General features: G+C 65.4%; 18 protein-coding genes. 9 read left to right on the forward strand and 9 right to left on the reverse strand.

Going from position 1 to position 22,334, the window contains the following annotated elements; genetic code table 11:
* Together QZ670_RS07085 and trxA are read left to right on the forward strand one after the other, a co-directional pair.
* Nucleotides 1-2,296: 3'-5' exonuclease (locus tag QZ670_RS07085; RefSeq protein ID WP_294253392.1), on the forward strand; the 2,296-nt coding region annotated here is incomplete at its 5' end.
* Between the two features lie 84 nt (nt 2,297-2,380).
* Nucleotides 2,381-2,701: a thioredoxin gene (gene trxA / locus QZ670_RS07090; protein WP_294253394.1), complete on the forward strand. Its 321-nt coding sequence runs from the start codon at nt 2,381-2,383 to the stop codon at nt 2,699-2,701.
* Nucleotides 2,702-2,749: 48 nt separating this feature from the next.
* On the opposite strand, the gene QZ670_RS07095 is transcribed toward trxA, so the two are convergent.
* The 4 genes from QZ670_RS07095 to QZ670_RS07110 form a co-directional block, all read right to left on the reverse strand.
* On the reverse strand, nt 2,750-3,544 hold the full coding sequence (locus tag QZ670_RS07095; protein WP_294253399.1) for an inositol monophosphatase family protein: 795 nt from the start codon (nt 3,542-3,544) through the stop codon (nt 2,750-2,752).
* Nucleotides 3,545-3,549: 5 nt separating this feature from the next.
* Nucleotides 3,550-4,776 carry a bifunctional glutamate N-acetyltransferase/amino-acid acetyltransferase ArgJ gene (gene argJ / locus QZ670_RS07100; RefSeq protein ID WP_294253401.1) on the reverse strand — a complete coding sequence of 409 codons (1,227 nt, stop codon included), beginning with the start codon at nt 4,774-4,776 and terminating at the stop codon, nt 3,550-3,552.
* A gap of 57 nt (nt 4,777-4,833) precedes the next feature.
* Nucleotides 4,834-5,778, reverse strand: a complete 945-nt coding sequence (locus tag QZ670_RS07105) for a factor H binding protein domain-containing protein (protein ID WP_294253403.1) — start codon at nt 5,776-5,778, stop codon at nt 4,834-4,836.
* Between the two features lie 418 nt (nt 5,779-6,196).
* Nucleotides 6,197-7,045, reverse strand: coding sequence for a transferrin-binding protein-like solute binding protein (locus QZ670_RS07110; RefSeq protein ID WP_294253408.1), 849 nt, complete (start codon nt 7,043-7,045; stop codon nt 6,197-6,199).
* Between the two features lie 674 nt (nt 7,046-7,719).
* Here QZ670_RS07110 and QZ670_RS07115 point away from each other — a divergent pair.
* Nucleotides 7,720-7,980: a hypothetical protein gene (locus QZ670_RS07115; RefSeq protein ID WP_294253410.1), complete on the forward strand. Its 261-nt coding sequence runs from the start codon at nt 7,720-7,722 to the stop codon at nt 7,978-7,980.
* Between the two features lie 126 nt (nt 7,981-8,106).
* Nucleotides 8,107-10,851, forward strand: a complete 2,745-nt coding sequence (gene secA, locus QZ670_RS07120; RefSeq protein WP_294253411.1) for a preprotein translocase subunit SecA — start codon at nt 8,107-8,109, stop codon at nt 10,849-10,851.
* Between the two features lie 179 nt (nt 10,852-11,030).
* On the opposite strand, the gene QZ670_RS07125 is transcribed toward secA, so the two are convergent.
* The 3 genes from QZ670_RS07125 to QZ670_RS07135 form a co-directional block, all read right to left on the reverse strand.
* Entirely contained in the window at nt 11,031-11,630 is a 600-nt protein-coding gene (locus tag QZ670_RS07125; protein WP_294253413.1) for a hypothetical protein, read from the reverse strand.
* A 132-nt stretch (nt 11,631-11,762) separates the two neighbouring features.
* Nucleotides 11,763-12,278, reverse strand: a complete 516-nt coding sequence (locus tag QZ670_RS07130) for a phosphoribosyltransferase family protein (RefSeq protein WP_294253416.1) — start codon at nt 12,276-12,278, stop codon at nt 11,763-11,765.
* A complete protein-coding gene (locus QZ670_RS07135) occupies nt 12,278-13,294 on the reverse strand; it encodes an adenosine deaminase (RefSeq protein ID WP_294253419.1) in 1,017 nt (338 codons plus the stop codon). Before QZ670_RS07135 ends, QZ670_RS07130 begins: the two co-directional genes overlap by 1 nt.
* Here QZ670_RS07135 and QZ670_RS07140 point away from each other — a divergent pair.
* Entirely contained in the window at nt 13,244-14,536 is a 1,293-nt protein-coding gene (locus tag QZ670_RS07140) for a right-handed parallel beta-helix repeat-containing protein (RefSeq protein ID WP_294253638.1), read from the forward strand. The genes QZ670_RS07135 and QZ670_RS07140 overlap by 51 nt on opposite strands.
* Before the next feature lie 40 nt (nt 14,537-14,576).
* On the opposite strand, the gene QZ670_RS07145 is transcribed toward QZ670_RS07140, so the two are convergent.
* The gene (locus QZ670_RS07145) at nt 14,577-14,744 is read right to left on the reverse strand and encodes a hypothetical protein (RefSeq protein ID WP_294253421.1); all 168 of its coding nucleotides are present in this window, start codon (nt 14,742-14,744) and stop codon (nt 14,577-14,579) included.
* Between the two features lie 220 nt (nt 14,745-14,964).
* Here QZ670_RS07145 and QZ670_RS07150 point away from each other — a divergent pair, with 220 nt between their 5' ends.
* Nucleotides 14,965-16,050, forward strand: coding sequence for an acyltransferase (locus QZ670_RS07150; RefSeq protein WP_294253424.1), 1,086 nt, complete (start codon nt 14,965-14,967; stop codon nt 16,048-16,050).
* 67 nt (nt 16,051-16,117) lie between these two features.
* Here the strand turns inward: QZ670_RS07150 and QZ670_RS07155 are convergent, their stop codons facing one another.
* Nucleotides 16,118-19,153, reverse strand: coding sequence for a TonB-dependent receptor (locus QZ670_RS07155; protein WP_294253429.1), 3,036 nt, complete (start codon nt 19,151-19,153; stop codon nt 16,118-16,120).
* A gap of 590 nt (nt 19,154-19,743) precedes the next feature.
* On the opposite strand from QZ670_RS07155, the gene QZ670_RS07160 reads away from it, so the two are divergent.
* The 3 genes from QZ670_RS07160 to trxB all read left to right on the forward strand — a co-directional run bounded on the left by QZ670_RS07160 (nt 19,744) and on the right by trxB (nt 22,332).
* On the forward strand, nt 19,744-21,000 hold the full coding sequence (locus QZ670_RS07160) for an HD-GYP domain-containing protein (RefSeq protein ID WP_294253432.1): 1,257 nt from the start codon (nt 19,744-19,746) through the stop codon (nt 20,998-21,000).
* A gap of 83 nt (nt 21,001-21,083) precedes the next feature.
* Nucleotides 21,084-21,221 (forward strand): hypothetical protein, encoded by a 138-nt coding sequence (locus QZ670_RS07165; protein WP_294253435.1) that lies wholly within the window; start codon nt 21,084-21,086, stop codon nt 21,219-21,221.
* A 139-nt stretch (nt 21,222-21,360) separates the two neighbouring features.
* The gene (trxB, locus tag QZ670_RS07170; protein ID WP_294253437.1) at nt 21,361-22,332 is read left to right on the forward strand and encodes a thioredoxin-disulfide reductase; all 972 of its coding nucleotides are present in this window, start codon (nt 21,361-21,363) and stop codon (nt 22,330-22,332) included.
* The last annotated feature ends 2 nt before the right edge of the window (nt 22,333-22,334 follow it).

Here is a 22,334-nt window from a genome sequence, read left to right on the forward strand (position 1 = left end):
ACTGCTGGAGCGGCCGGGCATCGGCGAATGGGTCCGCTACAAGCTGGACCAAGTGACCGAGCATGTCCTGATCGACGAGGCGCAGGACACCAACGCGCATCAGTGGCGGATCGTGCGTGCGCTGGCCGACGAGTTTTTCGTCGGGCGCGGCCTCTATGCGCCGTCCACACGGACGCTGTTCACCGTGGGCGATCACAAACAGGCGATCTTCGGTTTCCAGGGCACCGACCCGATCAACTTCCAGGCGGCCGAGCTGCATTTCTCGCGCCGGGCGGACGAGGTGGCGGGCGATGACGAATGGCCGCCCGAGGAACGCGGCCTGCCGTTCAACCAGCTGTCGCTGACCCACAGCTTCCGCTCGACCACGCCGATCCTGGAGTTCGTCGATGCCGCAATCGAGGCGCTGGGTGAACCCGGCATGGGCATGGCAGGCGAGGTCGAACGCCATGCCAGCGAGGTGAAAGGCCCCGGCCGCGTCACGCTCTGGCCGCCGGTGGTGGCGGGCGGCAGCGACGAGGATGAGGAAGGCTGGATCGACGATGCGGTGCGCAAGGTCGCGACCGACATCGCCCGCGCCGTCCGTCGCTGGCTGGACGACGGCGTCATGCTGGAGAGCAAGGGCCGTCGACTGGAGCCGCAGGACATCATGATCCTGGTCAAGCGGCGTGGCGACCTCGCCTCGCTGATCGTCGCACGGCTCTATGCCGAGGGGGTGCCGGTGGCGGGTGTCGACCGGCTGCGGCTGAATGCGCCGCTGGCGGTGCAGGACTTGCTGGCGACGGTGCGGTTCGCGCTTCAGCCCGAGGATGACCTGTCGCTGGCGTCGCTGCTGGTGTCGCCGCTGATCGGCTGGTCGCAGGATCGGCTGATGACGGCCGGGCACCGCGAGCGGGGATCGCTTTGGGCGCATCTGACGCGGACCCTGCCGCCCGAGGATCTCGCGCCCCTGCGCCAGATGCTGGCGCGGGCCGATGTGTCGACGCCCTACCAGTTTCTGGAGGAGTTGCTGTCGGGGCCGCTTGATGGACGGCGCAAGCTGATCCGGCGGCTGGGCACCGAGGCGCGCGATCCGATCGAGGAACTGCTCAACGCCGCGCTGACCTTCGAAAGCACGACGACGCCTTCGCTCCAGCGTTTCCTCGACTGGTTCGATCGCGGCGATGTCGAGATCGTCCGCGATGCCGCGCAGCCGCAGCCCGCGGTGCGGGTGATGACCGCGCATGGCTCCAAGGGACTGCAGGCGCCGCTGGTGATCCTGGCGGACGCGACGGTGGACCCGACGCGCAGCCCGCGCAGCTTCCTCAAATGGGCGCTGGAGGAAGATCAGGATGCCTTCCCGATCTTTCGTCCCCGCAGTGCCGAGCGCGACGGCGTCCTGGCCGAGGCGTTGGAAAAGGCCGATGCGCGCGAGTTGCAGGAGCATTGGCGGCTGTTCTACGTCGCCGCCACCCGCGCCGAGGAACGGCTGGTGATCGCGGGCGCGCTCGGCCCCCAGGCCAAGGGCGAGCCGCCCAAGGCGAGCTGGTATGCCGCGAGCGCCGCCGCGTTCGATGCGCTGGGCGTGCCGGTCGACGAGGCCGGGGTGCGGGAGTTCCACGGCGTGGTCCCGCAGGCGCCGGTGCGGCCGGTTGCGGCGCCGCCGGTGGTCGAGGCAAAGCCCGCGCCGCTACTGCCCGACTGGCTCCACACGCGTGCGCCGGAGGAAGCCCGGCCGCCCCGCCCGCTGGCACCTTCGTCGCTGGGCGATGACCGCGTCGCCGATCCGCCGCCGGGTCCCGCGATGCGCGCCGCTGCCGAACGCGGCCGCTTGCTCCACGCGCTGTTCGAGCGCTTGCCGGGCGTCGCCCCGGACGCGCGGCGGTCGGCAGCGGATCGCTGGCTGGCGGGGGCGGGGGGGCTCACCGATGCGGCCGAGCGTACCGCGCTGATCGATGCCGCGCTCGCCGTCACCGAAGACCCGCGCTTCGCCGAGCTGTTCGGCCCCGATGCGCTGGGCGAGGCGCCGATCGCTGCGGTGGTGGCGGACGGGGTGGTGGTCTCCGGCACGGTCGACCGGCTGGTGGTGACACCTGACCGGGTACGGGTGGTCGACTTCAAGACCGGCCGCCGCGCGCCGGCGTCGCTTGCCGACGTACCGCCCTACCACCTCCGCCAGATGGCGGCCTATGTCGCCGCGCTCCGCGTGATCTTCCCCGAGCGGGCGGTGGAGGCCGCCCTCCTATATTCTGCCGGTCCCGTGCTCTACGCATTGCCCGAGGCCCTTCTCGCCGAGCACAAGCCGGGCTACGCGGGGTAGGAGCAAAGCTTTGGGTCCTGCGCTTGAGCAATGGCCCCGGCGATCATAGATAGCCGACCAACACGAAGTTCAGGAGATACCGACATGGCCACTCTGGCGACCACCGACGCCAAATTCGAAACCGACGTGCTGCAGGCGGACAAGCCCGTCCTCGTCGATTTCTGGGCAGAATGGTGCGGCCCGTGCCGCATGATCGCCCCGGCGCTCGAAGAGCTCGCCGAGGAGCTGGCCGAGCAGGTGCAGATCGTGAAGATCAACATCGACGACAATCCCGATGCGCCGACCAAGTATGGCGTGCGCGGCATCCCGACGATGATCCTGTTCAAGAACGGCCAGCAGGCGGCCACCCAGGTCGGCGCGCTGCCGAAGAGCGCGATCAAGCAGTGGATCGAACGCGAGATCTGATCGCGTCCTCCGCTTTCCCCTCCCGCACGCGGGAGGGGAGCGACTGCATCAGCCGAACAGCAATTCGGTAGCGCGGCGACCCAGCTCGGGCGTCGACGCCGCGATCAGCCCCACACCCTTGCCGTCGACGCGATAGGGCGTGCCGTCCCAATGCGCCACATAGCCGCCCGCCTCGCCGAGGAAGACGACGCCGGGGGCATGGTCCCAGAGCAGCGTGCGCCGGAACACCGCGACGTCGTTCTGCCCCAGCGCCAGCCGGGGATAATTCTCGGCCGCGCAGCGCGGCATCGCCCAGAGTTCGAAATCCTGCTCGAATCGCCGCATCCGCTCGGCATGCTCGGCCTCGGACTGGGCGACCTTCGATACCGAGGCATGCGGGCGCGGGCCATCGCTCTGTCGGGCATGGACCCGGGCGCCGTTGACGAACGCACCGCCGCCCAGCGCCGCATGGCACATCCGCTCGGCGACCGGATCGTAGATCCAGCCCGCCTGGATGACGCCCGCCTCGATCAGCGCGATCATGATGCCGAAAGGCGGTTCGCCGGCCGCGAAATTGCCGGTGCCGTCGATCGGATCGATGACCCAGGCGCGGGCCGCCATCGCCTGATCCACCAGCGCCGGGTCTGCCGCACAGGCTTCCTCGCCGATGATCACTGCATCGGAGGCGATCGCGGCAAGGCCCTCGGTCAGCCGTTCCTCGGCCTCGCGATCGGCGATGGTGACCAGCTCGCCCGGCGTCTTCTCCAGCACCTCGTGCGCCGCAAGGTTGCGGAAGCGCGGCAGGACGACGGTCTCGGCGACGCGGCGGATCAGCGCGGAGACCGCGTCATGATGCGGGTGCAAGCGGGTCAGCTCCGGTAATCGGCGTTGATCGAGATATAGCCATGGGTGAGGTCGCAGGTCCAAACCGTCGCGCGGCCCTCACCGAGGCCGAGATCGACGCCGATCTCGATTTCCTGGCCCTTGAGGTGCGCGGCGACCGGCGCCTCGTCATAGCCTTCCACCGCCAGGCCGCCCTGCGCCACCTGGGTGGTGCCGAAGCGGATGGCGAGCCTGTCGCGCTCGGCAGGCTCGCCGGCCTTGCCGACGGCCATCACCACGCGACCCCAGTTCGCGTCCTCACCCGCGATCGCGGTCTTGACCAGCGGCGAATTGGCGATCGACATCGCGATGCGGTGCGCGCTGCGATCGCTCTCGGCGCCCTCGACGGTGATTTCGATCAGCTTCTGCGCGCCTTCGCCGTCGCGCACCACGAGCAGCGCGAGCTGGCGGCAGAGATCGGCGAGCGCCGCACGGAAGGCGTCGGCGCCGGCATCCTCGTCGCTGGTCAGCGGTGCATTGCCCGCCTTGCCGGTGGCGAAGGCGAGAACGGTGTCGCTGGTCGAGGTGTCGCCGTCGACCGTGATGCAGGAGAAGCTGTGTCCGTTCGCATCGCTCAGCGCGCGCTGCAGGAACACCGGGTCCACCGCCGCATCGGTGAAGACGAAGCCAAGCATCGTCGCCATGTCCGGCGCGATCATGCCCGATCCCTTGATGATGCCGGCCAGTGTCACCGTGCGGCCGTCGACCACGGCGGTGGTCACCGCGCCCTTGGCGAAGGTGTCGGTGGTCATGATCGTCGCGGCGGCGTCTTCCCAAGCGCAGACTTCGGCGGTGTAGGCGGCATCGAGCCCGGCCTCGGCCTTGTCGATCGGCAGCGGCACGCCGATCACCCCGGTGGAGGCGACGAACACGTCCGAGGGATCGCAGCCGAGATGCTGCGCGGTGCGGGCGGCGATCGCCTCCACCGCCGCGCGGCCGCGATTGCCGGTGAAGGCGTTGGAATTGCCGGCGTTCACCACCAGTGCACGCGCCTTGCCGAGCACCAGCGCCTTGCGGCACCATTCAACCTCGGGCGAGGGGCATTTGCTGCTGGTCAGCACACCGGCGACGCTGGTGCCCTCGTCGAGCGTGACGAAGGTGAGGTCGCAGCGATCCCAATTCTTGTACCGCGCACGGGCGACGCGGGGCGTTACGCCCGGAATCGCGGGCATAGCGGGGAAGGGCAGCGCGAGCGGGGAGGTGCTTGTGGACATCCCCTGCTTCATACGCCGCCCTTCCCGAAGGACAAGCGGGTCTGGTGCGAACGCGGTTCAGCGCTTGGCCGCGACAGCGCCGGCAAGCGTCACCATTTGGGCAACGCCGGTGGAATCGGGCCCGGCAGGATCGGGCAGCTGCAGCGAGACGCTACCGCCAAGCTCTTCTGCTGCCGGACCTGCAAGGAAGCCCGCAAAGCTGCCCGTGCCTGCGGTACCGTTCAGTTGTGCGAGGCTTGCGCCGCCGGTCTGGGTCAGCGGGATGGTCACGTCGTAGCTGGCGCCGGTATTCCTTTCGAGGGCGCTCTTCGCGGTAAACTTCAGCGTGAGCGTCCCGCGATAACTTTGGGCCGCGAAGTCGACGGTCACCTGCAAGGTGCCGCTTACCGCATAGACGATTCCATCCAGCGGCTTCGTTCGCGTCGCCCTGCCGGAGACCACGCCGTTATAGGTGACGGTGCCGCTTCGGGGCACACTGGTCGTCGCCGTCTTCTCGCCGAACGCGAAGTAGCGACGATCGTTGGTTTCGCCGCTCGTGTCCGACACGGAGAACGTATACAGGCCGAAGCTGGCATAGCTCAGCGCGAGCAGATCGTTGCTGCTGCCCGATCGAAACAGTTCGAGCGTCTGGTAGTAGCTCGTCCGGCCGATGCCCGGGTAACAGCGACGCGAATATACGAGGTAGCGCGTGTCGGATCTGGCGGAATCGATGTCACTCGGCCCGAAAGACGCACTTTCGTCGACCCCCGAGTAGAGCGGATTGGATGCGACGCGGATCGTATAGCGCTGTGTCGCGCTGGCATAGCTGAATGCCTCCGCCAGGGTCGGATCGGCGGTCTTGTACAACGTGATCGCGCCGTAATTGCTATATTGCAGCAGCGTGCTCGCCGTGTCGAACGTGCGATCGAAGACCGTGTCTGGAGCAGGGCAGGTATAGGTAGCCGGGGCCGTGCCTAACGTCGATGTCGGCGTGGGCGTGGGCGTGGGCGTGGGTGTCGGCACCGGAGTGGGCGTCGGCGTCGGGGTCGGCGTGGGCGTCGGTGTTGGCGTCGGAATCGGCGGCGTTGGCAGCGGCGAGGGCGCGGGCGCAGGCGCCGGTGTCGGACTCGGCGCGGGGGTAGGCGTCGGCGTGGGGGTCGGCACGATTACCGTACCGGCTCCCCCGGTCGTGCCTCCACCGCAGCCGCCTAGCAGAAGAAGTGCAGCAGACGTTCCGCGGCCAATACCGAATCGCATGATTATTCCTGATCCCCCAATTCGATGCGTTCGCCCGACCTTCGAACGATAGGAGGCGGCCTAGCTCTTTCTTTCAATGTGGCAAGTTAATCGCACGTTGGGACGCCAATTATTTTTCCCACTCGGCCGGTTAGCAACCTCATCTACTGGCAGCCGAACGAAAGCGGGTGACCGAGGGTATGGTTCAGCGCTTAGCGGCGGCGGCTCCCACCAAGGTTACTGGATTGATGATACCGGCATAATCCGGTCCGGCTGGATCGGGGATCTGCAAAGAGAAGCTGCCACCAAGCTCTTGTGCTGCAGGACCGGCAAGGAAACCAGCGAAGCGGCCTTGGCCCGCGGCGCCACTCAGTTGCGTAAGCGATGCGCCACCTGTTTGCGTCAAGGGGATGATTATGTCGTACGGCGCCGATTCGCCCGATGTCGCCTTGAGGGTGAGCGTGCCGGTGAACGTCTGCGCCACGAAGTCTACGGAAATCTGGATCCTTCCACTGATCGAATATTTTCGCGGATACACGGAGTCGTTTCGCGTCGCGAAGCCCGAGACGATACCAGTATAGGTCGATACGCCGGTGCGGGGCAGATCCGATACCGCTGTCCTCACCCCATATGCAAATAGACGACGATCATATAGGTCATAGGATCGCGGCTGTGAGAAGTTGACGGTGTACATGCCGAAGCTTGCATAGTCGAGTGCAAGCAGGTCATTGTCTGCGCCAGGTCTAAAGAGCTCAAGTTCCGCCTGAAAGGCACCCTCTTTGGGCTGTAGTCCGTCGGAACAACTGCGCTTGTACACGATGGTGTGGGCATTGGAGCGATTGGCCAGCACGTTCTCGGGACCGAACGAAATGCTCTCGTCGAGGTCGGAGAAAAGGGGATTGGACGCTACACGAAGGGTGTAGCGTTGGGTTGCAGCAGCGTAGCTGAAGGCCTGGGCCATCACCGGATCCGCGGACGTGAGATCATGCACGCCATCAACAGCATTGCGATACTGCATCATGGCGCTGGACGCGTAGAAGGTGCGGTCGAACATCGTGTCTGCTGGACACGTCCAGCGTACCGGTGTCCTGGAGGGCGTTGGACTAGGTTCTGGCGTAGGCGTCGGTGTGGGCGTTGGGCTGGGTTGCGGTGTCGGCGTGGGCGTCGGGATTGGCGGCGTCGGCAGCGGCGAGGCTGTCGGGCTGGGTGCTGGCGTCGGGCTCGGCGGTGCGGGGGTCGGAGTCGGGGTCGGGGTCGGGCTGGGCAGGATCACCGTGCCGGCGCCGTTGCCGTTTGACTGGTTGCACCCCGCGAGGGCGAATAGAGACAGCGAAATCGCACTGACCGAACTATAACGCATAAGATAGAATTCCCCCTTTGCTTGGCTTTGTCGGCGGTCCCGATCGGATGCGCAAGAGCATCCAGTCTCGGCGATCCACTCTTCTCGGCTCAATTCACAGGCCGAACTGTGCCACTGAGATTCGCGGCGCGTGTTGCGTGTCGGTCGGCCGCGCGACCTGATCGCGTAGCCGGTCGTCCCAAAGTAGAGCTCGCAAACCGCATCTGGGCGGGGGCGCGCGCGGTCACAAAATGCGCGTCTCATTCCGCGCCAATGGGTCGGCCGGCCGTCCCCCGCTTTTGATTAGACGAACCGTGCGGCGATCCCTATGTGTCGTGCGTTGCCGCCCGTCGGTTGCGACATTGCCACCGTGTACCACAGGGTTTCGCTTGGAACTGCTGCTGCTCCTCACTGCGCTTTTCGCGAGCCTGACCGGCGTGTCGGGCGAGCGTGGGCTGCGCGCCGTTCAGGGCGTGGCCGTGGTTCGCGTGGCGGAAGCGGCGCAGGCGGCGGTCGCCCCGTCGCGCCACATCGTCGCCGCTGCGGCGGCGCTCCCCGCGCTGGTGCGGCTCGTCACGATCCCGGTGTTCCACGTCGCCACCGCTCCGCGGCCGCCGCTTCGCCTCGCCTTCGAGCAGCGGCGCGAATAGCCTTTCCGGCCCGCGCGTTCGGGCCCTTCTTCCTTTCGTCGCCGCGCGTGTGCGCGGTGCGCCCGTGATGGCTCCGCTTCGTCCGGCAGCCGTCGCGCATCCCATCCAAACAGGTCAGGAATTCGCATGTTCGGCGGTATTGCCAAGTCGCTTTTCGGTTCGTCCAACGATCGCTACGTCAAGTCGCTCAACCCGATCGTCCAGAAGATCGCCAGCTTCGAGCTGACGCTCCAGGCGATGAACGACGACACGCTGGCCCAGCAGACGATCAAGTTCCGCGAGCAGCTGGCGAACGGCGCCAAGCTCGACGACCTGCTGCCCGAGGCTTTCGCCACGGTGCGCGAGGCGGCACGGCGCGTGATCGGCCAGCGCCACTATGACGTGCAGATGATCGGCGGCATCGTGCTCCACCGCGGCGAAATTGCCGAGATGCGCACCGGCGAGGGCAAGACGCTGGTGGCGACGCTCGCCACCTATCTCAACGCGCTGCCGGGCGACGGCGTCCACGTAATCACCGTCAACGACTATCTCGCCCGCCGCGACGCCGAATGGATGGCGCAGGTCTATGGCTTCCTCGGCCTCACCACCGGCGTGATCGTACCGAACCTGACCGACCAGCAGCGCCGCGACGCCTATGCCTCGGACATCACTTACGGCACGAACAACGAGTTCGGCTTCGACTATCTGCGCGATAACATGAAATACGATCGCGCGAGCATGGTGCAGCGTCCGTTCGCCTATGCGATCGTCGACGAGGTCGACTCGATCCTCATCGACGAGGCGCGCACCCCGCTGATCATCTCCGGCCCGACCGACGATCGTTCGGAGCTGTACATGAAGGTCGACGCGGTCGTGAAACAGCTCGACGATTCGACCTATGAGAAGGACGAGAAGCAGCGCACCGTCGTGCTGACGGAAGAAGGCACCGAGATGGTCGAGCGGCTGCTCGAGGATGCCGGGGTGCTGGTTGGCGCCAATCTCTATGACTTCGAGAACACCCAGGTGGTCCACCACCTTAACCAGGCGCTCCGCGCGAACGTGATGTTCAAGCGCGACACCGATTACATCGTCAAGGACGGCAAGATCGTCATCATCGACGAGTTCACCGGCCGCATGATGGACGGCCGCCGCTGGTCGGACGGCTTGCACCAGGCGGTGGAAGCCAAGGAAGGCGTGAACATCGAGCCCGAAAACCAGACGCTCGCCTCGATCACCTTCCAGAACTATTTCCGCATGTACCCCAAGCTGGGCGGCATGACCGGCACCGCCTCGACCGAAGCGGCCGAGTTCTACGACATCTACAAGATGAACGTCGTCACCATCCCGACCAACCTGCCGGTGCAGCGCGTCGACGAGGAGGACGTGTTCTACAAGTCGACCGAGGACAAGTTCGCCGGGATCGCCAAGACGATCAAGCAGCATGCCGAGCGCGGCCAGCCGGTACTGGTCGGCACCGTCTCGATCGAGAAATCGGAGATGCTGTCCGAATTCCTCCACCGCGAGGGCGTGAAGCACGAGGTGCTCAACGCGCGCTTCCATGAGAGCGAGGCGCACATCGTCGCGCAGGCGGGTCGTCTGGGCATGGTCACCGTTTCGACCAACATGGCGGGCCGCGGCACCGACATCCAGCTGGGCGGTAACGTCGAGTTCCGCGTCGCTGACGAACTGCGCGACATGCCCGAGGGTCCGGAGCGCGACGCCGCGATCGAGCGGATCAAGGCCGAGGTTGCCGCCGAGAAGGAGCAGGTGAAGGCCGCGGGCGGTCTGTTCGTGCTCGGCACCGAGCGCCACGAGAGCCGCCGCATCGACAACCAGCTGCGCGGCCGCTCGGGCCGCCAGGGCGATCCGGGCCTCAGCCGCTTCTACCTGAGCCTCGACGATGACCTGCTGCGCATCTTCGGCTCGAACACGCTGTTCTCGCGGATGATGCGCTCCAGCCTGGAGGATGGCGAGGCGATGCCGCCGTCGCGCTGGCTGAGCAAGGCGATCGAGACCGCGCAGCGCAAGGTCGAGGCGCGCAACTATGACGTGCGCAAGCAGGTCGTCGAATATGACGACGTGATGAACGACCAGCGCAAGGTCATCTACGAGCAGCGCGCCGACATCATGGATGCCGACACCGTCGGCCAGGTCGTCGAGGACATGCGCCACGAGACGGTCAACGCGATCGTCGGCGAGGCCTGCCCGCCGAACAGCTATCCGGAACAGTGGAACATCGCCGGTCTCAAGGAGCGCCTTGCCGACACGCTCAACCTCGACCTGCCGATCGAGCAATGGGTGAAGGACGAGGAGGCGATCGATCCGGAAATCCTGGAGGAGCGCATCCGCGCGGCCGCCGATGCCGCGATCGCCGAAAAGGCCGCGGACCTCGAGCCGGAGACCTGGACCTCGATCGAGAAGTCGATCCTGCTCCAGAACCTGGACCATCACTGGAAGGAGCATCTTGCGATGCTCGACGCGCTCCGTCAGGTCGTCCACCTGCGCGCCTATGCGCAGAAGACGCCGATCAACGAGTACAAGCACGAGGCGTTCTCGATGTTCCAGCGGATGCTCGACACGATCCGCGAGGACGTGACGCGCACCATGGCCTTTGCCCAGTTCCGCATGGCGCCGCCGCCGGAACTGCCCGAGCTGCCGGCGTTTCTGACCACCCACATCGATCCGCTGACCGGCATGGACAATACCAATGATTGGGACGGCGGCTCGGCGGGTCTGGTCACCACCCGCCTGCCACCGCTCGGCATCCCGCAGCCGGCGGGCGACGACTATGGCACCGATCCGTCGCAGTGGGAGGGCGTGGTCAGCCGCAATGCGCCGTGCCCGTGCGGTTCGGGGCTGAAGTACAAGCACTGCCACGGCCAGGTGGCGTAAGGGCTGCTGGTTCCCCTCCCGCTTTCGGGAGGGGCTAGGGGAGGGGACGGAGCGGCAACGCGCTTCTTCCACGTCGATCCCTCCCCCGACCCCTCCCGCAAGCGGGAGGGGAGCGAAACGGAGAAGGGCGGCGCCGGTGGTCCCGGCGCCGCCCTCTCTGCTTCTCCGCTTGTCCGCGATCAGCGGGTCTGCGGCATCTGGATCTTCGGACCCAGCCGTTCCTTCACCTCGCGCGCATCGAAGGCGCGGATGTTGTCGGCGGGCTTGGGGCCCTTGCCCATCACGATCTCGGCCATCGCCTCGTAGCGGTCGACCGTGCGGATATCGACGTTGCGGTCGAAGAAGGGATCGCCCCAGAAGGGATCCCAGCTGCGCCAGCCCCAGCGCGGGCTGTAATAGCGCCAGTACGGGTTCCAATAGCCCCAGGGGCCACCGAAGGCAGGGCCGCCGATGCCCGGTGTCGCATAGGTCTGGGTCTTCTTCTCCGTGTCGCGATCGGCGAGCAGGAAATAGTCATAGCCACTCTGCAGCGTCAGCTCGGCCGACCGGTAGAGAAGGTAGCGCTCCACCGTCTCGCGCGAGGTCAGGCTGTTGCCCGAAAAGCTCACCCGGAAGCGATTGTCCTCGATCTGCTCGTCCGAATAGCCGTTGCGCACCGATCCGTTCGCCGAAGCGGGCTGATACGGCGTGGCGGTCATGCACGATGCGAGCGAGAGGCTGCCCGCGACCATCAGGCCGAGTGCTGCTAGCCGCCGGCCCTTCTGTGATGAAATTGGCATTGTTCCTCCGACACTTCCAAACAGTAAACGTCGCCGAATGCCCCTCGAACGCACGAGCCGGCGAAACTCTCCCGCGCGTTCACGCGGTGAGGCGTGGCATGGATACGATTGACGGTTGCTGAACAGCAGCTGTCAAGCCAGCCGATCGGGTACTTCGCGGGCGTCGGCGTCGAGGCTGGTCTGCGGCGCCATCGCCTCCCAAGGGAAGACGAACCAGTCCTTCTGCACGTCGCGGTCGATCGTCTCGGCGCCATAGTCGACCCGCTGCGACGACCGGACATTGTCGAGCAGCACGGCGAAGCGCACCCGGTCTGCCACCGCGCCCTCGGCGGCGAGCGCGGCGCGCAGTTCGCCGATGGTCTTGCCGCTGTCGTTGATGTCCTCGACGAACAGCAGCCGCTCGCCGTCGCGGGTGCGCTTCGCCAGCACCGCGACCAGCTCGTCGCCGAACTGGGCGATTCGGGTCGAATAGTCGATCGAGACCAGCGGCAGCCCGATCCGGTGCGAGAGATACACCGCAGGCGTCAGCCCGCCGCGCCCGACGCCGACGAGCAGGGTAGGGGACCAGTCCGCTACAGCCCCTGCAATCGCATGCACGCCGGCGACGAGCTGGTCATGGGTGAAATGGGTGAAGACGATGTCGCCCATCACGCCGCCTCCGCCACCCAGGCGTCGATCGCCGCGCAGTGCTTTGCCACCGCTTCGTCGGGCAGGAAGGAGCCCAGGAAGCTGTTGCGGGCCAGCGTGGCGAGCTGCTGCTTGCTGAGGCCGCGCCCATAGGCGACGGCGCGATAATTTTCGCCGACATAGCCGCCGAAATAGGCAGGGTCGTCCGAGTTCACCGTCGCGCGCAGGCCGAGTTCGAGCATCCGGTCGATCGGGTGCGCGTCGATCGTCTCCACATTGCACAGCTTGACGTTGGACAACGGGCAGACGGTGAGCGTCATGCCCGAGCGCGCCAGCCTGGCGACCAGCGCGGGATCGTCGAGGCTGCGATTGCCATGGTCGAGCCGGTCGACCCGGAGCAGGTCCAGCGCCTCGTGGACATAGGCGGCCGGGCCTTCCTCGCCGGCATGGGCGACGCGCTTCAGGCCCTTTTCGGCGGCGGCGGCGAAGACGCGGGCGAACTTGGACGGCGGGTGGCCGAGTTCGGAGGAATCGAGGCCCACGCCGGCGATGCGATCGAGCCACGGCTCGGCCTCGGCCAGCGTCTTGAACGCATCTTCCTCGTCGAGATGGCGCAGGAAGCAGAGGATCAGCTGCGAGGTGATGCCGAAGCGCGCCTCGGCCTCGGCCATGCCGGCCAGCAGCCCCTCGACCACCGTGGCCATCGCGATGCCGCGATGGGTGTGGGTCTGCGGGTCGAAGAAGATCTCGGCATGGCGGACGCCGTCGGCGGCCGAGCGCTCGAAATAGGCCAGCGCGAGGTCGCGGAAATCGGCCTCGGTGCGCAGCACGTCGGCGCCGGCATAATAGATGTCCAGAAAGTCCTGCAGGTTCGAGAACTGATAGGCGGCGCGCACCGCCTCGACGCTGTCATAGGGGATCGCCACGCCGTTGCGGCGGGCGAATGCGAACATCTGCTCGGGCTCAAGGCTGCCTTCGATGTGGAGATGGAGTTCGGCCTTGGGCAGGCCGGCGATGAAAGCGTCCAAATTTTCCATCGCCTCAACATCGCAGCGGCACCGGCGAGTCGCAAGCGCAACGCCCACGAGAAGAGTTGCGTTTCATGCACATGTTCGGTCCGGGCGCTATCATGTCGATGGGACGAGGCGGGTTCGGGGGAGCACCGGACCGCCACGGTTCGCCTCATACCCACGCGGTGCTTGCCGATACGTCCAGCGGAGGTTCATATCGGCTGGCGCCTGGGAGCCGGCGGACACGCTCGCGTCGATCTGGCAGATCGTCGTCCGATCACGGAGGACCTTATGCTTCTGCTCTTTGCCGCCGCCATCGCCGTCGCAACGCCCGCCGAGCTGCAGGCGGCGCTCAAGACGGCGCGGGGCGGCGACGTCATCCTGCTGAAGCCCGGCCGCTACGGGACGGTCGTCCTGAACGATGCGCGGTACGACACCATGGTCACTATCCGGAGCGCGGATCCCCGGCGTCGGGCTTTTTTCACCCGCCTGGTTCTCAACAACCCGCAAAACCTGACGCTGTCCCGGATCGAGGTGTCCTACGCGCCCAAGCCGGGCGAAGGCAATTCGCAGGTGATGATTCGCGTCAACAATGGTTCAAACGTCACGCTGGACAATCTGTACGTTCACGGCGTGATCGACGGCAATGTCGCCGGGGATGCGAGCGGCGTTGCCGCCTATGGCGTGCAAGGCTTTCGCGTCATCAATTCGCGCTTCGTCGAGATCAATGCGGGCATCAAGACGGATCGCGGCGGAAACGTCCTGATCGACAACAACGATATCGGGTTCATCGGCTCGGATGCGATCGAGATCCCCGGGTCGGACGGCATCACCATCTCGGGGAACAAGCTCCACGATTTCCGCACCAACCCCGGCATCCATCCCGACGGGATCCAGTGCTGGACGACGCGCGAAGCTTCCGGTTGCAAGAACGTCCGGATCCTCCGCAACCAGATACTCGGCAGCCCGGGCCACGAGCCGCAGGGCGTGTTCTTCGGCGACGAAGACCGCGTCGGCGGCTATGAGAATATCGAGATCAGCGGCAATCGCTTTTTCATGACGATGTGGCACGCGATCAATATCTACAGCGGGCCGAAGAACGTCGTCATCCGCTCCAACGAGGTGATCGCGGGCCCCAATTTCACGCCGTGGATTCGCGTGGACGCGCCGGCCGCGGTCAAAGACAATGTGGCGCCGGCATATTACATCAACAGCAAGAAGAGCATGCGGCCCGCCGGAAACCGCATCGGCGGCCAGTTCAGGAAGTAGAACGCTGCGCCGGCGTGGCATCCATGGCCGGCGGCCGCGGTTATCGGCCTAAGGTCCTGGACGCGAAAGCCGTGCTCGGTTCGTCATGCGAGGTGATGCCGAGCGCGTCCGTCACCATGAAGCGCAGCATCAGGGCGAGCCCGAGCGCAACGACGAAGTACCAGACCATCAACGACTCGTCGCTCTTCGGTTTCCCGGAGCCCTTCATGCCTCTTTCCCCCCCCCAGCGTCGGTTCCGCTCATAATGGGTGGCTGCGCGGAGCATAGTGCAAGTTGCGCGGGGTAAGATGGCGTATTGATCCATTTTGGAACTTGGGCACCATCTGCTCGCGCTCGGCGCGTTGATTTCAAGACAAATTCATGTTGAGGCCCGAACCGGGAATCTCATCGGGCGATTCCTATCGGCTGATTTGCAGCAGGGGGCGAGAATGACAAGTTTGGGGGAACGGTTCGCCGCGCGCGCGACGACCGGTTTCGATTATGCGCGGCTCGTGCTCGCGCTGGCAGTGGTGCTTTGGCACACCTTTCCGGTCACGATGTCGACAGAGGCGCTGCTGCCGCATGTCCATGAACCGATCATGGTGCTCGTGCGCGTCATCCTGCCGATGTTCTTCGCGCTCAGCGGCTTCCTGGTTTCTTCCAGCCTGGAGCGGGCGCCGAACCTCGGGGTGTTCCTCTGGCATCGCGTGCTGCGCATCTTTCCTGCGCTGACGGTGGAAGTGCTGTTGTCGGCGCTGATCCTGGGGCCGTTGCTGACCACGGTTTCGCTCGCCACCTATTTCACGCACCGCGAGTTCTTCCAGTATATGGTCAACATCATCGGCTGGATCCATTTCCGGCTGCCGGGCGTGTTCCTCGACAATCCCGTGTCGGGCATCGTCAACAGCTCGCTATGGACGGTGCCGTCGGAACTGGAATGCTACATCACGATCAGCGTGCTGTTCCTGATCGGATTCACCAAGCGACCGAAGCTGCTCGCCGCCACCTATATTCTCGCTGTCGCGCTTCTGACGTGGCGCCAGATGGCGACCGGTGCGCCGCTCTGGTTCAATGTCGACAAGTTCAACCTGACGCTCAGCTTCGTCGCCGGCATGGTCGTGTATCGGTATCGGCACGCGCTGCCGGGTGGCTTCGCGGTCGCCTTCGCCGCCTTTGCCGTCGCGTGCCTGCTGCTGTATTTCCCGAATGCGCAATATGTCGCCAGCTTCCCGGCGGCCTATGCGATTGCGGCTTTCGGCTGCAATCGCATGTGGCGTCCCAAGCTGCTCTTCGGCGGCGACTATTCCTACGGCCTGTACCTCTATGCCTATCCGATCCAGCAGACGGTGGTGCACCTGATCGGCCCGGGCAAGTTCTTCGAGACCCTCGGCCTGTCGCTGCTGGCGATGGTGTGCTTCGCGGTCTTCTCCTGGCACGTGATCGAGAAGCGTATCCTGGTGTTCAAGGACGCCTTCCCGGCCATCGCCCGCTGGGCGCGCCGCCCGAGCCTCACGCGACGCACCATCCCGGTGTGACAACGACCGAACGACGCATCGGGAGGGGCAGATGCCCTCCCGATGCGCGATGTTCGGCGGTGTGGGATCAGAACTTGAAGTTCGCGCCGGCGCTGAAGTTGCGACCGACGAGACCAGCATAGTGCCAGCTGCTCAGATAGTTCGGATTGCTGGTATAGGCACCGGCCGCAAGCGGCGCGCGTGCATTGGTGAAGTTCTGGATGTTGAGGAAGAAGCGGAACTTGTCGTTTACCTCCACCGCCGCGTTCAGATCGGCATAGATGAACGGACGGATGTAGCAGAACTTCGCGGCATCCTCCGGACGGGCGATTGGCGCGAGCGTGTGCGAGCACGACAGATCCACCACGGTGTTCGGCGCTGCTGAAATTTCGTCCGCCGCGACCTGCTTGATGCGGCCGACATAGTAGGTCGTCGCGGTCAGCGAGAACTTGCCGACTTCCAGCGCATTCTGCCAGTTGCCGCGCATCCGCGGGGTACCGCCACCCGACGACAGCTCGTAAGGCCCGAGCGTACCGGCATATTTCTGCACGACCCCGGTCGGGGTGACCAGATCGAGGCGCAGAACGCGGGTGAGGTCGACGCGGCTGATCAGGCGCACATTGTCGGAGAAGCGAATGTTCGCAGTCGCCTGCATGTCGAGGCCCGAGCTGACCTGATAGTTGGCGTTCACATAGGGCACGTTGAACACCAGCAGGCGCGGCAGGGCAGTCGGGTTGACCGGATCCGGTGCGTCGACGACGTTGCACTGATAGCCAGGCCCGACCGCGGCCAGCGCGGCGCAGGCGGCGGCGGCGTTGGTCTGGCCGTAATAGGCCTTGATCGCATCGGCCCGCAGCGGACCGCTGACGATGAGGTTCGACTTCTTGATGTTGTAATAGTCGACCGTGACGTTGAACCAGCGCGTCGGCTTCAGCATCGTCCCGATGGTGACGCTCTGCGAATTTTCCGGCAGGATGTTCGGGTTGCCGGTGGCCCCGCTGCCGATGTTGTAGGTGCCCGAATAGGCCGGATTGCCCGGGTGGGCTGCGACGAACGGCGCGAGCGGCGTGTAGGACGAGAAGCCCGAATAGCTGCTTGCCGGATTGTACTCCGCGAAGGTCGGTGCGCGGAAGCCCTGCGAGTAGGTGGCGCGGAACGCGATCTGCTCGGTCGGGTTGAACTTCACGCCAACCTTGGGCGAGAAGTGGCTATAGCCCTGCGAATAATGGTCGTAGCGGCCCGACACGTTCAGATCGACGGTCTTCAGGAACGGCGCATCGATTTCGAAGAAGCCGGCAGTGACGGTTTGACGACCCTGCGCCGACGAAGTGTTCAGCGCGTAGTAGCTGAGATCCGCATTCTGGTTGCGGTTCATCAGCGTCTCACGACGGATCTGGAAGCCGCCGCCGACATTAAGATCGCCGCCGGGCAGCGACATGACCGACTTGATCAGCGAGCCGCCGATCGTCGCCACGGTCGAGTAAGACGGCGTGGTGCGCTCCGGCGAGATCTGGTTGCGCACCGCTGCAGTATTCTGCTCCGGATTGACGAAATTATACGAACCCGTGTTAATCGCGTTCAACAGGCCCTGAATATTGATAAATCCGCGCTGCGTTACGCTGAAATTGTCGCGGGCATAAACGCCGTTGAGGCGGAAGGTGAAGCCGTTGCCGAACTTGCCCGAAATGCCGGCGGTGGTGCGGAACACATCGACATAGCGGAAGCTGCCGGCGGGGATGTCGCCGAACAGATAGTAGATGCGGGCTGCGTTCTGCGTCGGGTCGGCGCCGGCGACGGCATAGGGGTTGTTCGGATTGAGCCGGCGATCGGCGGCGGTGGCGCAGTTCACGCCCGAGGCGCAGACATACATCGGCAGCACGATGCCCGGGCTGCTGGATGCGATCGAGGCCGAGCCGCCGAACGGCTGGGTCTGGCGAATGCCCGACGGCGTGCCCGTGATGCTGACTTCCGAATGCGAGTAGCTGCCGCTCGCGAACGCTTCCAGATTGTCGCTCAGACGCGCGGTGAGGCGCGCCGTGGTCGAATAGCGCTGCTGCTTGGGCTGGATGATCGAATATTCATCGGGAAGATTGTGCTTGCAGCCGGTGCCCTGCGCGGCGCCTGACGTCACCGTGAACGTGCCGTTCGCGCACGCATTCGGATTGAGCAGCTGGTACTGGTTGGTCAGCGGCGCGCCGACCTGACCGGCCAGGGGGTTATTGAGATCCGTCTGCCGAACGCGGGTGACTACGGCCTGCGGGTTCGGCGTGGTCAAACTGTCGTCGTTGCGATTGCGATCGAGCAGGCCGCTCGGCGTCAGGTCGAGCGTGTTGAAGGGGTAGCCGCGCGAGTGATTGGTGATGTACCCGTCATAGGTATATTCGCCATTCACATAGAAGTTGAAGCCCTTCTCCTGGTAGTCACCCACGCCGGCGGTCAGGGTCGCACGATAGTGCGAACCGTCCCCACGTTCGGTCGTGCCGCCCTGGACCGAGCCTTCGATCCCCTGAACATTCTTCTTGCTGATCAGGTTGACGACGCCGCCGATTGCATCCGCACCGTACGTCGACGACGCGCCGTCCTTCAGCACTTCGATGCGGTCGACGATGCTGAACGGGATCGAGTTCAGGTCGACATAGGAATTGTGACCATCGTCGTTAAGCGGGAAGTTCGCCGAGCGGAGCCCGTCGATCAGCACGACGGTCGACGACACGCCCAGGCCGCGCAGCGATACGGCGGCGCCACCGGCTGAGAAGCCGTTGCGGAAACCGGTCGAGATCGACCCGGCGCTGTCCGCAGATACCGAGCGGATCGCGTCCTGCGCGGTGGTGATGTTGGCGCGCTGCAGCGTCTCCGAACTCAGCACGGTTACCGGCGAGATCGAGCTTGCGTTCGAATTGCGGAACAGCGTGCCGGTGACGACGATGGGGGCCTGATCGGCCGGAGCGGCTTGGTCCTGCGCGTCGGGCGCGGCCGGGTCCTGCGACGCTTCAACCGCGCTTGCGGGAGCGTCGGCCGCCTGTACGGGCGCCGCGTTCTGGGCATAGGCCGGAGCTGCGATAGCGGTCAGCAGCGCGGCGGTCGAAATGCCATACCGCAGGTTCAGAAAACGCGCGGAATCCATCAAAATCATGAAGCTGTTCCCTTTTAGCGCAGCAACGACTTTTGTCGTTTCGATCCAATCCAACGGAGCTGCGAGGGAGCAGCTATCATCGGCGAAGTTAAGGAGGGTTTAAAAATATCGCTGGCGAATCGAAGGGTTACTGAAGGTTCCGGCTGCAGTCTTCAGTGGTCTTCCGCGATAATTTTCGCTTAATTCTCGATGGCGGCACACGTCACGTCAGCGCAACGATGGCACGAAGTTGCAGGATTTCCTCCTCGTTGATTTTTCGCGCCTGGCATTGCTTTCCAACGTTGCGCGGGGGGAGCGTTCTTGCGTCGGTCTGACGCGCCGTTACGCGCAGCTGTTGTCCCGGTGCGGAAGCGCCCGGACCAGCCGGCGCCTTCCTCGCGCTGGGCAAGTAATCGGCGGTGCCAGCGCAGCGGGGCAACGTCGTGCGCGCCGTTAGCACCTGGCTAACGATATCTGGATATAGTCGATTAGGTCGTGCGGTTTAGCCTGCGAGGACCATAAGTCGTTGGGAGGCTTGGCGACGTGTCAGGGGAGAGGCGCTCTCGGGGAGCGCCCGGAACGGATTGCGCAGGGCGTCTGCCATGGCGGCCCTGAAGACCGTGCCGGCGGCAGAGGTCCGGCTCGGGATGTTCATCCACGGCTTCGAGGGGTCATGGTGGGAACACCCGTTCTGGCGGACCCGCTTCCTGCTCACAGAGCTTGAGGATCTCCAGAAACTGCGTGCGTTTCAAGGCGGCGTGATCATCGATGTCGCGCGGTCGCAGGAGCCCGCGCAGGATCTTGATGCGACCGCCGCCGCAGCCGCCGCGCGGGGCGGGGAGGGGGCGGAAACATCTGCTGTTTCACCGCCGGCGAACGCGAAAAGGCAATTTCCCGAATCCCCCTCAGCCCGTTTTTCCGCCGATCAGGCGCAGGCCGCGGCGCTGGTCGCGGGCGCACTCGATACCGTGCGCGGTACGTTCGACGATGTCCGCCTGGGGCGCGCGGTTGCACATGAGAAGGTCGCCGCGCTGGTCGACGACATTGCCGGGCAGCTCGATCGCAATGCCTCGGCGCTGCTCCGTGTGCTCCAGCTCAAGAGCAAGCACCAATATACCTATCTGCATTCGGTCGCGGTGTGCACGCTGATGGTCAACCTGGCGCGGCACCTGGCGATGGACGACGAGGCGGTGCGCACGCTGGGGCTGGCCGGGCTGCTCCACGATGTCGGCAAGGTGGCGATCCCCGATGCCGTGCTCGACAAGCCCGGCCGGCTCTCGCCCGAGGAATTTGCGGTGGTGCGCACCCATCCGGAAAAGGGCGCGGCGCTGCTGCGCGAGGATGGCGCGATGCCGGCGCTGGCGATGGAGGTCTGCCTTCACCATCACGAGCGCTGGGACGGCAACGGCTATCCGCACGGGCTGAAGGCCGACGCGATCAGCCTGCCCGCGCGGATGGGCGCGATCTGCGACGTGTACGATGCGCTGACCTCACATCGGGCCTACAAGAATGCGTGGCTCCCGGCCCGCGCGCTGGGCGCGATGTGGAGCTGGGACGGACATTTCGACAGGGAGTTGCTGTTCCAGTTCATGCGCAGCATCAACCTCTACCCACCGGGCATGCTGGTGCGGCTCGCCTCGGACCGGCTGGCCCTGGTGCTCGACAATGGCGGGCGGGCGACGCGGACGCGGCTGCTGGTCTTCCACTCCTTTGCCGAGGACAGCGCGCTAACTCCACGAACTCTGGCGCTCGACGTCGGAACGGAGGAGGACAAGGTCGTGGGATTCATCCGGCCGGAAGATTCGCCTACCGCGATTCCGTCGCTGGACTTGTACCCGCCGGTCCCTGTAACAAATTAGGCATAATACCGGAACGGCACGCGATTCCGGATCGTCTATAAGCAAGAACAGGAAGAGGGTCGCTTGAACGGAGTCGCCGTATAATGCGTGCATTACATGAATTGCCGCCGGAGCAGGTCGAAGGCCGGGGTGTGGATCCCGCTGCATCGCGCAGCCTGCTGATCATGGCGATGGGCAGCGTGCTCTTCTGGGCGAGCGTGGCGGTGTGGATCCTTCGCTGATCGGCGCGTAGTTCGTCTTGGTGGCGTAACAGCTTTTCCGTTCCGGCACGGCGTTGCAGATATGTCCCGCGACGCCATGTTGCTTCCGACGATGCCCTGTCTCTAGAAGCGGCATCGAAGATTCGTCGGAAAGCAGAGCATGACCGCCACCCATTCTACCCGCATGTTGATTCTGGGCTCGGGCCCCGCCGGCCTCTCGGCCGCCATTTACGGCGCGCGCGCAGGCCTCGCCCCGATCGTCGTCCAGGGCATCCAGCCCGGCGGCCAGCTGACCACCACCACCGATGTCGAGAATTATCCCGGCTTCCGCGAGGTGATCCAGGGCCCGTGGCTGATGCAGGAGATGCAGGCCCAGGCCGAGCATGTCGGCGCGCAGATGATGTGGGACACGATCGTCGAGATCGACGTCAGCCAGCGCCCGTTCCGCCTCGTCGGCGACGGCGGCACCGTCTACACCGGCGACACGCTGGTGATCGCCACCGGCGCGCAGGCGCGCTGGCTGGGGCTGGATTCGGAGGAACTGCTCAAGGGCAAGGGCGTCAGCGCTTGCGCGACCTGCGACGGCTTCTTCTTCCGCGGCAAGAAGGTGGCAGTGATCGGCGGCGGCAACACCGCGGTCGAGGAAGCGCTGTACCTCACCAACCACAGCCATGACGTGACGCTGATCCACCGCCGCGATTCGCTGCGCGCCGAGAAGATCCTCCAGCAGCGCCTGTTCGCCAACGAGCGGATCACCATGGCGTGGAACAAGGAAGTCGTGCGTTTCATCGGGGGCGGCCAGCCCGAAGGCCTGGTCGGCATCGAACTGAAGGACACGGTGACCGGCGAGCTCTCGACGCTGGAGGTCGATGGCGGCTTCGTCGCGATCGGCCATCACCCGGCGACCGAGCTGTTCCGCGGCCATATCGCGCTCGACGACGACGGCTATATCCAGGTCGAGAAGGGCACGACCAACACCAGCGTGCCCGGCGTGTTCGCCTGCGGCGACGTGATGGACAAGCATTACCGCCAGGCGATCACCGCCGCCGGCACCGGCTGCATGGCCGCGCTCGACGCCGAGCGCTTCCTCGCGGCGGCGGATTTCGAGACGGTCGCGCAGGCGGCCGAATAACG

Origin of the sequence: uncultured Sphingomonas sp., from assembly GCF_913774285.1 — a bacterium.
Lineage (GTDB): Bacteria > Pseudomonadota > Alphaproteobacteria > Sphingomonadales > Sphingomonadaceae > Sphingomonas.

Coding starts and splice junctions, on each gene's coding strand:
- QZ670_RS07110 (WP_294253408.1), bottom strand. CDS start 7,045: ATGTTCGACCGCACCTTCTACGCGTCCAGCGCCATGATGCAGTATCGC.
- QZ670_RS07165 (WP_294253435.1), top strand. CDS start 21,084: ATGCGTGCATTACATGAATTGCCGCCGGAGCAGGTCGAAGGCCGGGGT.
- argJ (WP_294253401.1), bottom strand. CDS start 4,776: ATGTCCACAAGCACCTCCCCGCTCGCGCTGCCCTTCCCCGCTATGCCC.
- secA (WP_294253411.1), top strand. CDS start 8,107: ATGTTCGGCGGTATTGCCAAGTCGCTTTTCGGTTCGTCCAACGATCGC.
- QZ670_RS07160 (WP_294253432.1), top strand. CDS start 19,744: ATGGCGGCCCTGAAGACCGTGCCGGCGGCAGAGGTCCGGCTCGGGATG.
- QZ670_RS07130 (WP_294253416.1), bottom strand. CDS start 12,278: ATGGGCGACATCGTCTTCACCCATTTCACCCATGACCAGCTCGTCGCC.
- QZ670_RS07140 (WP_294253638.1), top strand. CDS start 13,244: ATGGAGTTCGGCCTTGGGCAGGCCGGCGATGAAAGCGTCCAAATTTTC.
- QZ670_RS07145 (WP_294253421.1), bottom strand. CDS start 14,744: ATGAAGGGCTCCGGGAAACCGAAGAGCGACGAGTCGTTGATGGTCTGG.
- trxB (WP_294253437.1), top strand. CDS start 21,361: ATGACCGCCACCCATTCTACCCGCATGTTGATTCTGGGCTCGGGCCCC.
- QZ670_RS07150 (WP_294253424.1), top strand. CDS start 14,965: ATGACAAGTTTGGGGGAACGGTTCGCCGCGCGCGCGACGACCGGTTTC.
- QZ670_RS07155 (WP_294253429.1), bottom strand. CDS start 19,153: ATGGATTCCGCGCGTTTTCTGAACCTGCGGTATGGCATTTCGACCGCC.
- QZ670_RS07135 (WP_294253419.1), bottom strand. CDS start 13,294: ATGGAAAATTTGGACGCTTTCATCGCCGGCCTGCCCAAGGCCGAACTC.
- trxA (WP_294253394.1), top strand. CDS start 2,381: ATGGCCACTCTGGCGACCACCGACGCCAAATTCGAAACCGACGTGCTG.
- QZ670_RS07125 (WP_294253413.1), bottom strand. CDS start 11,630: ATGCCAATTTCATCACAGAAGGGCCGGCGGCTAGCAGCACTCGGCCTG.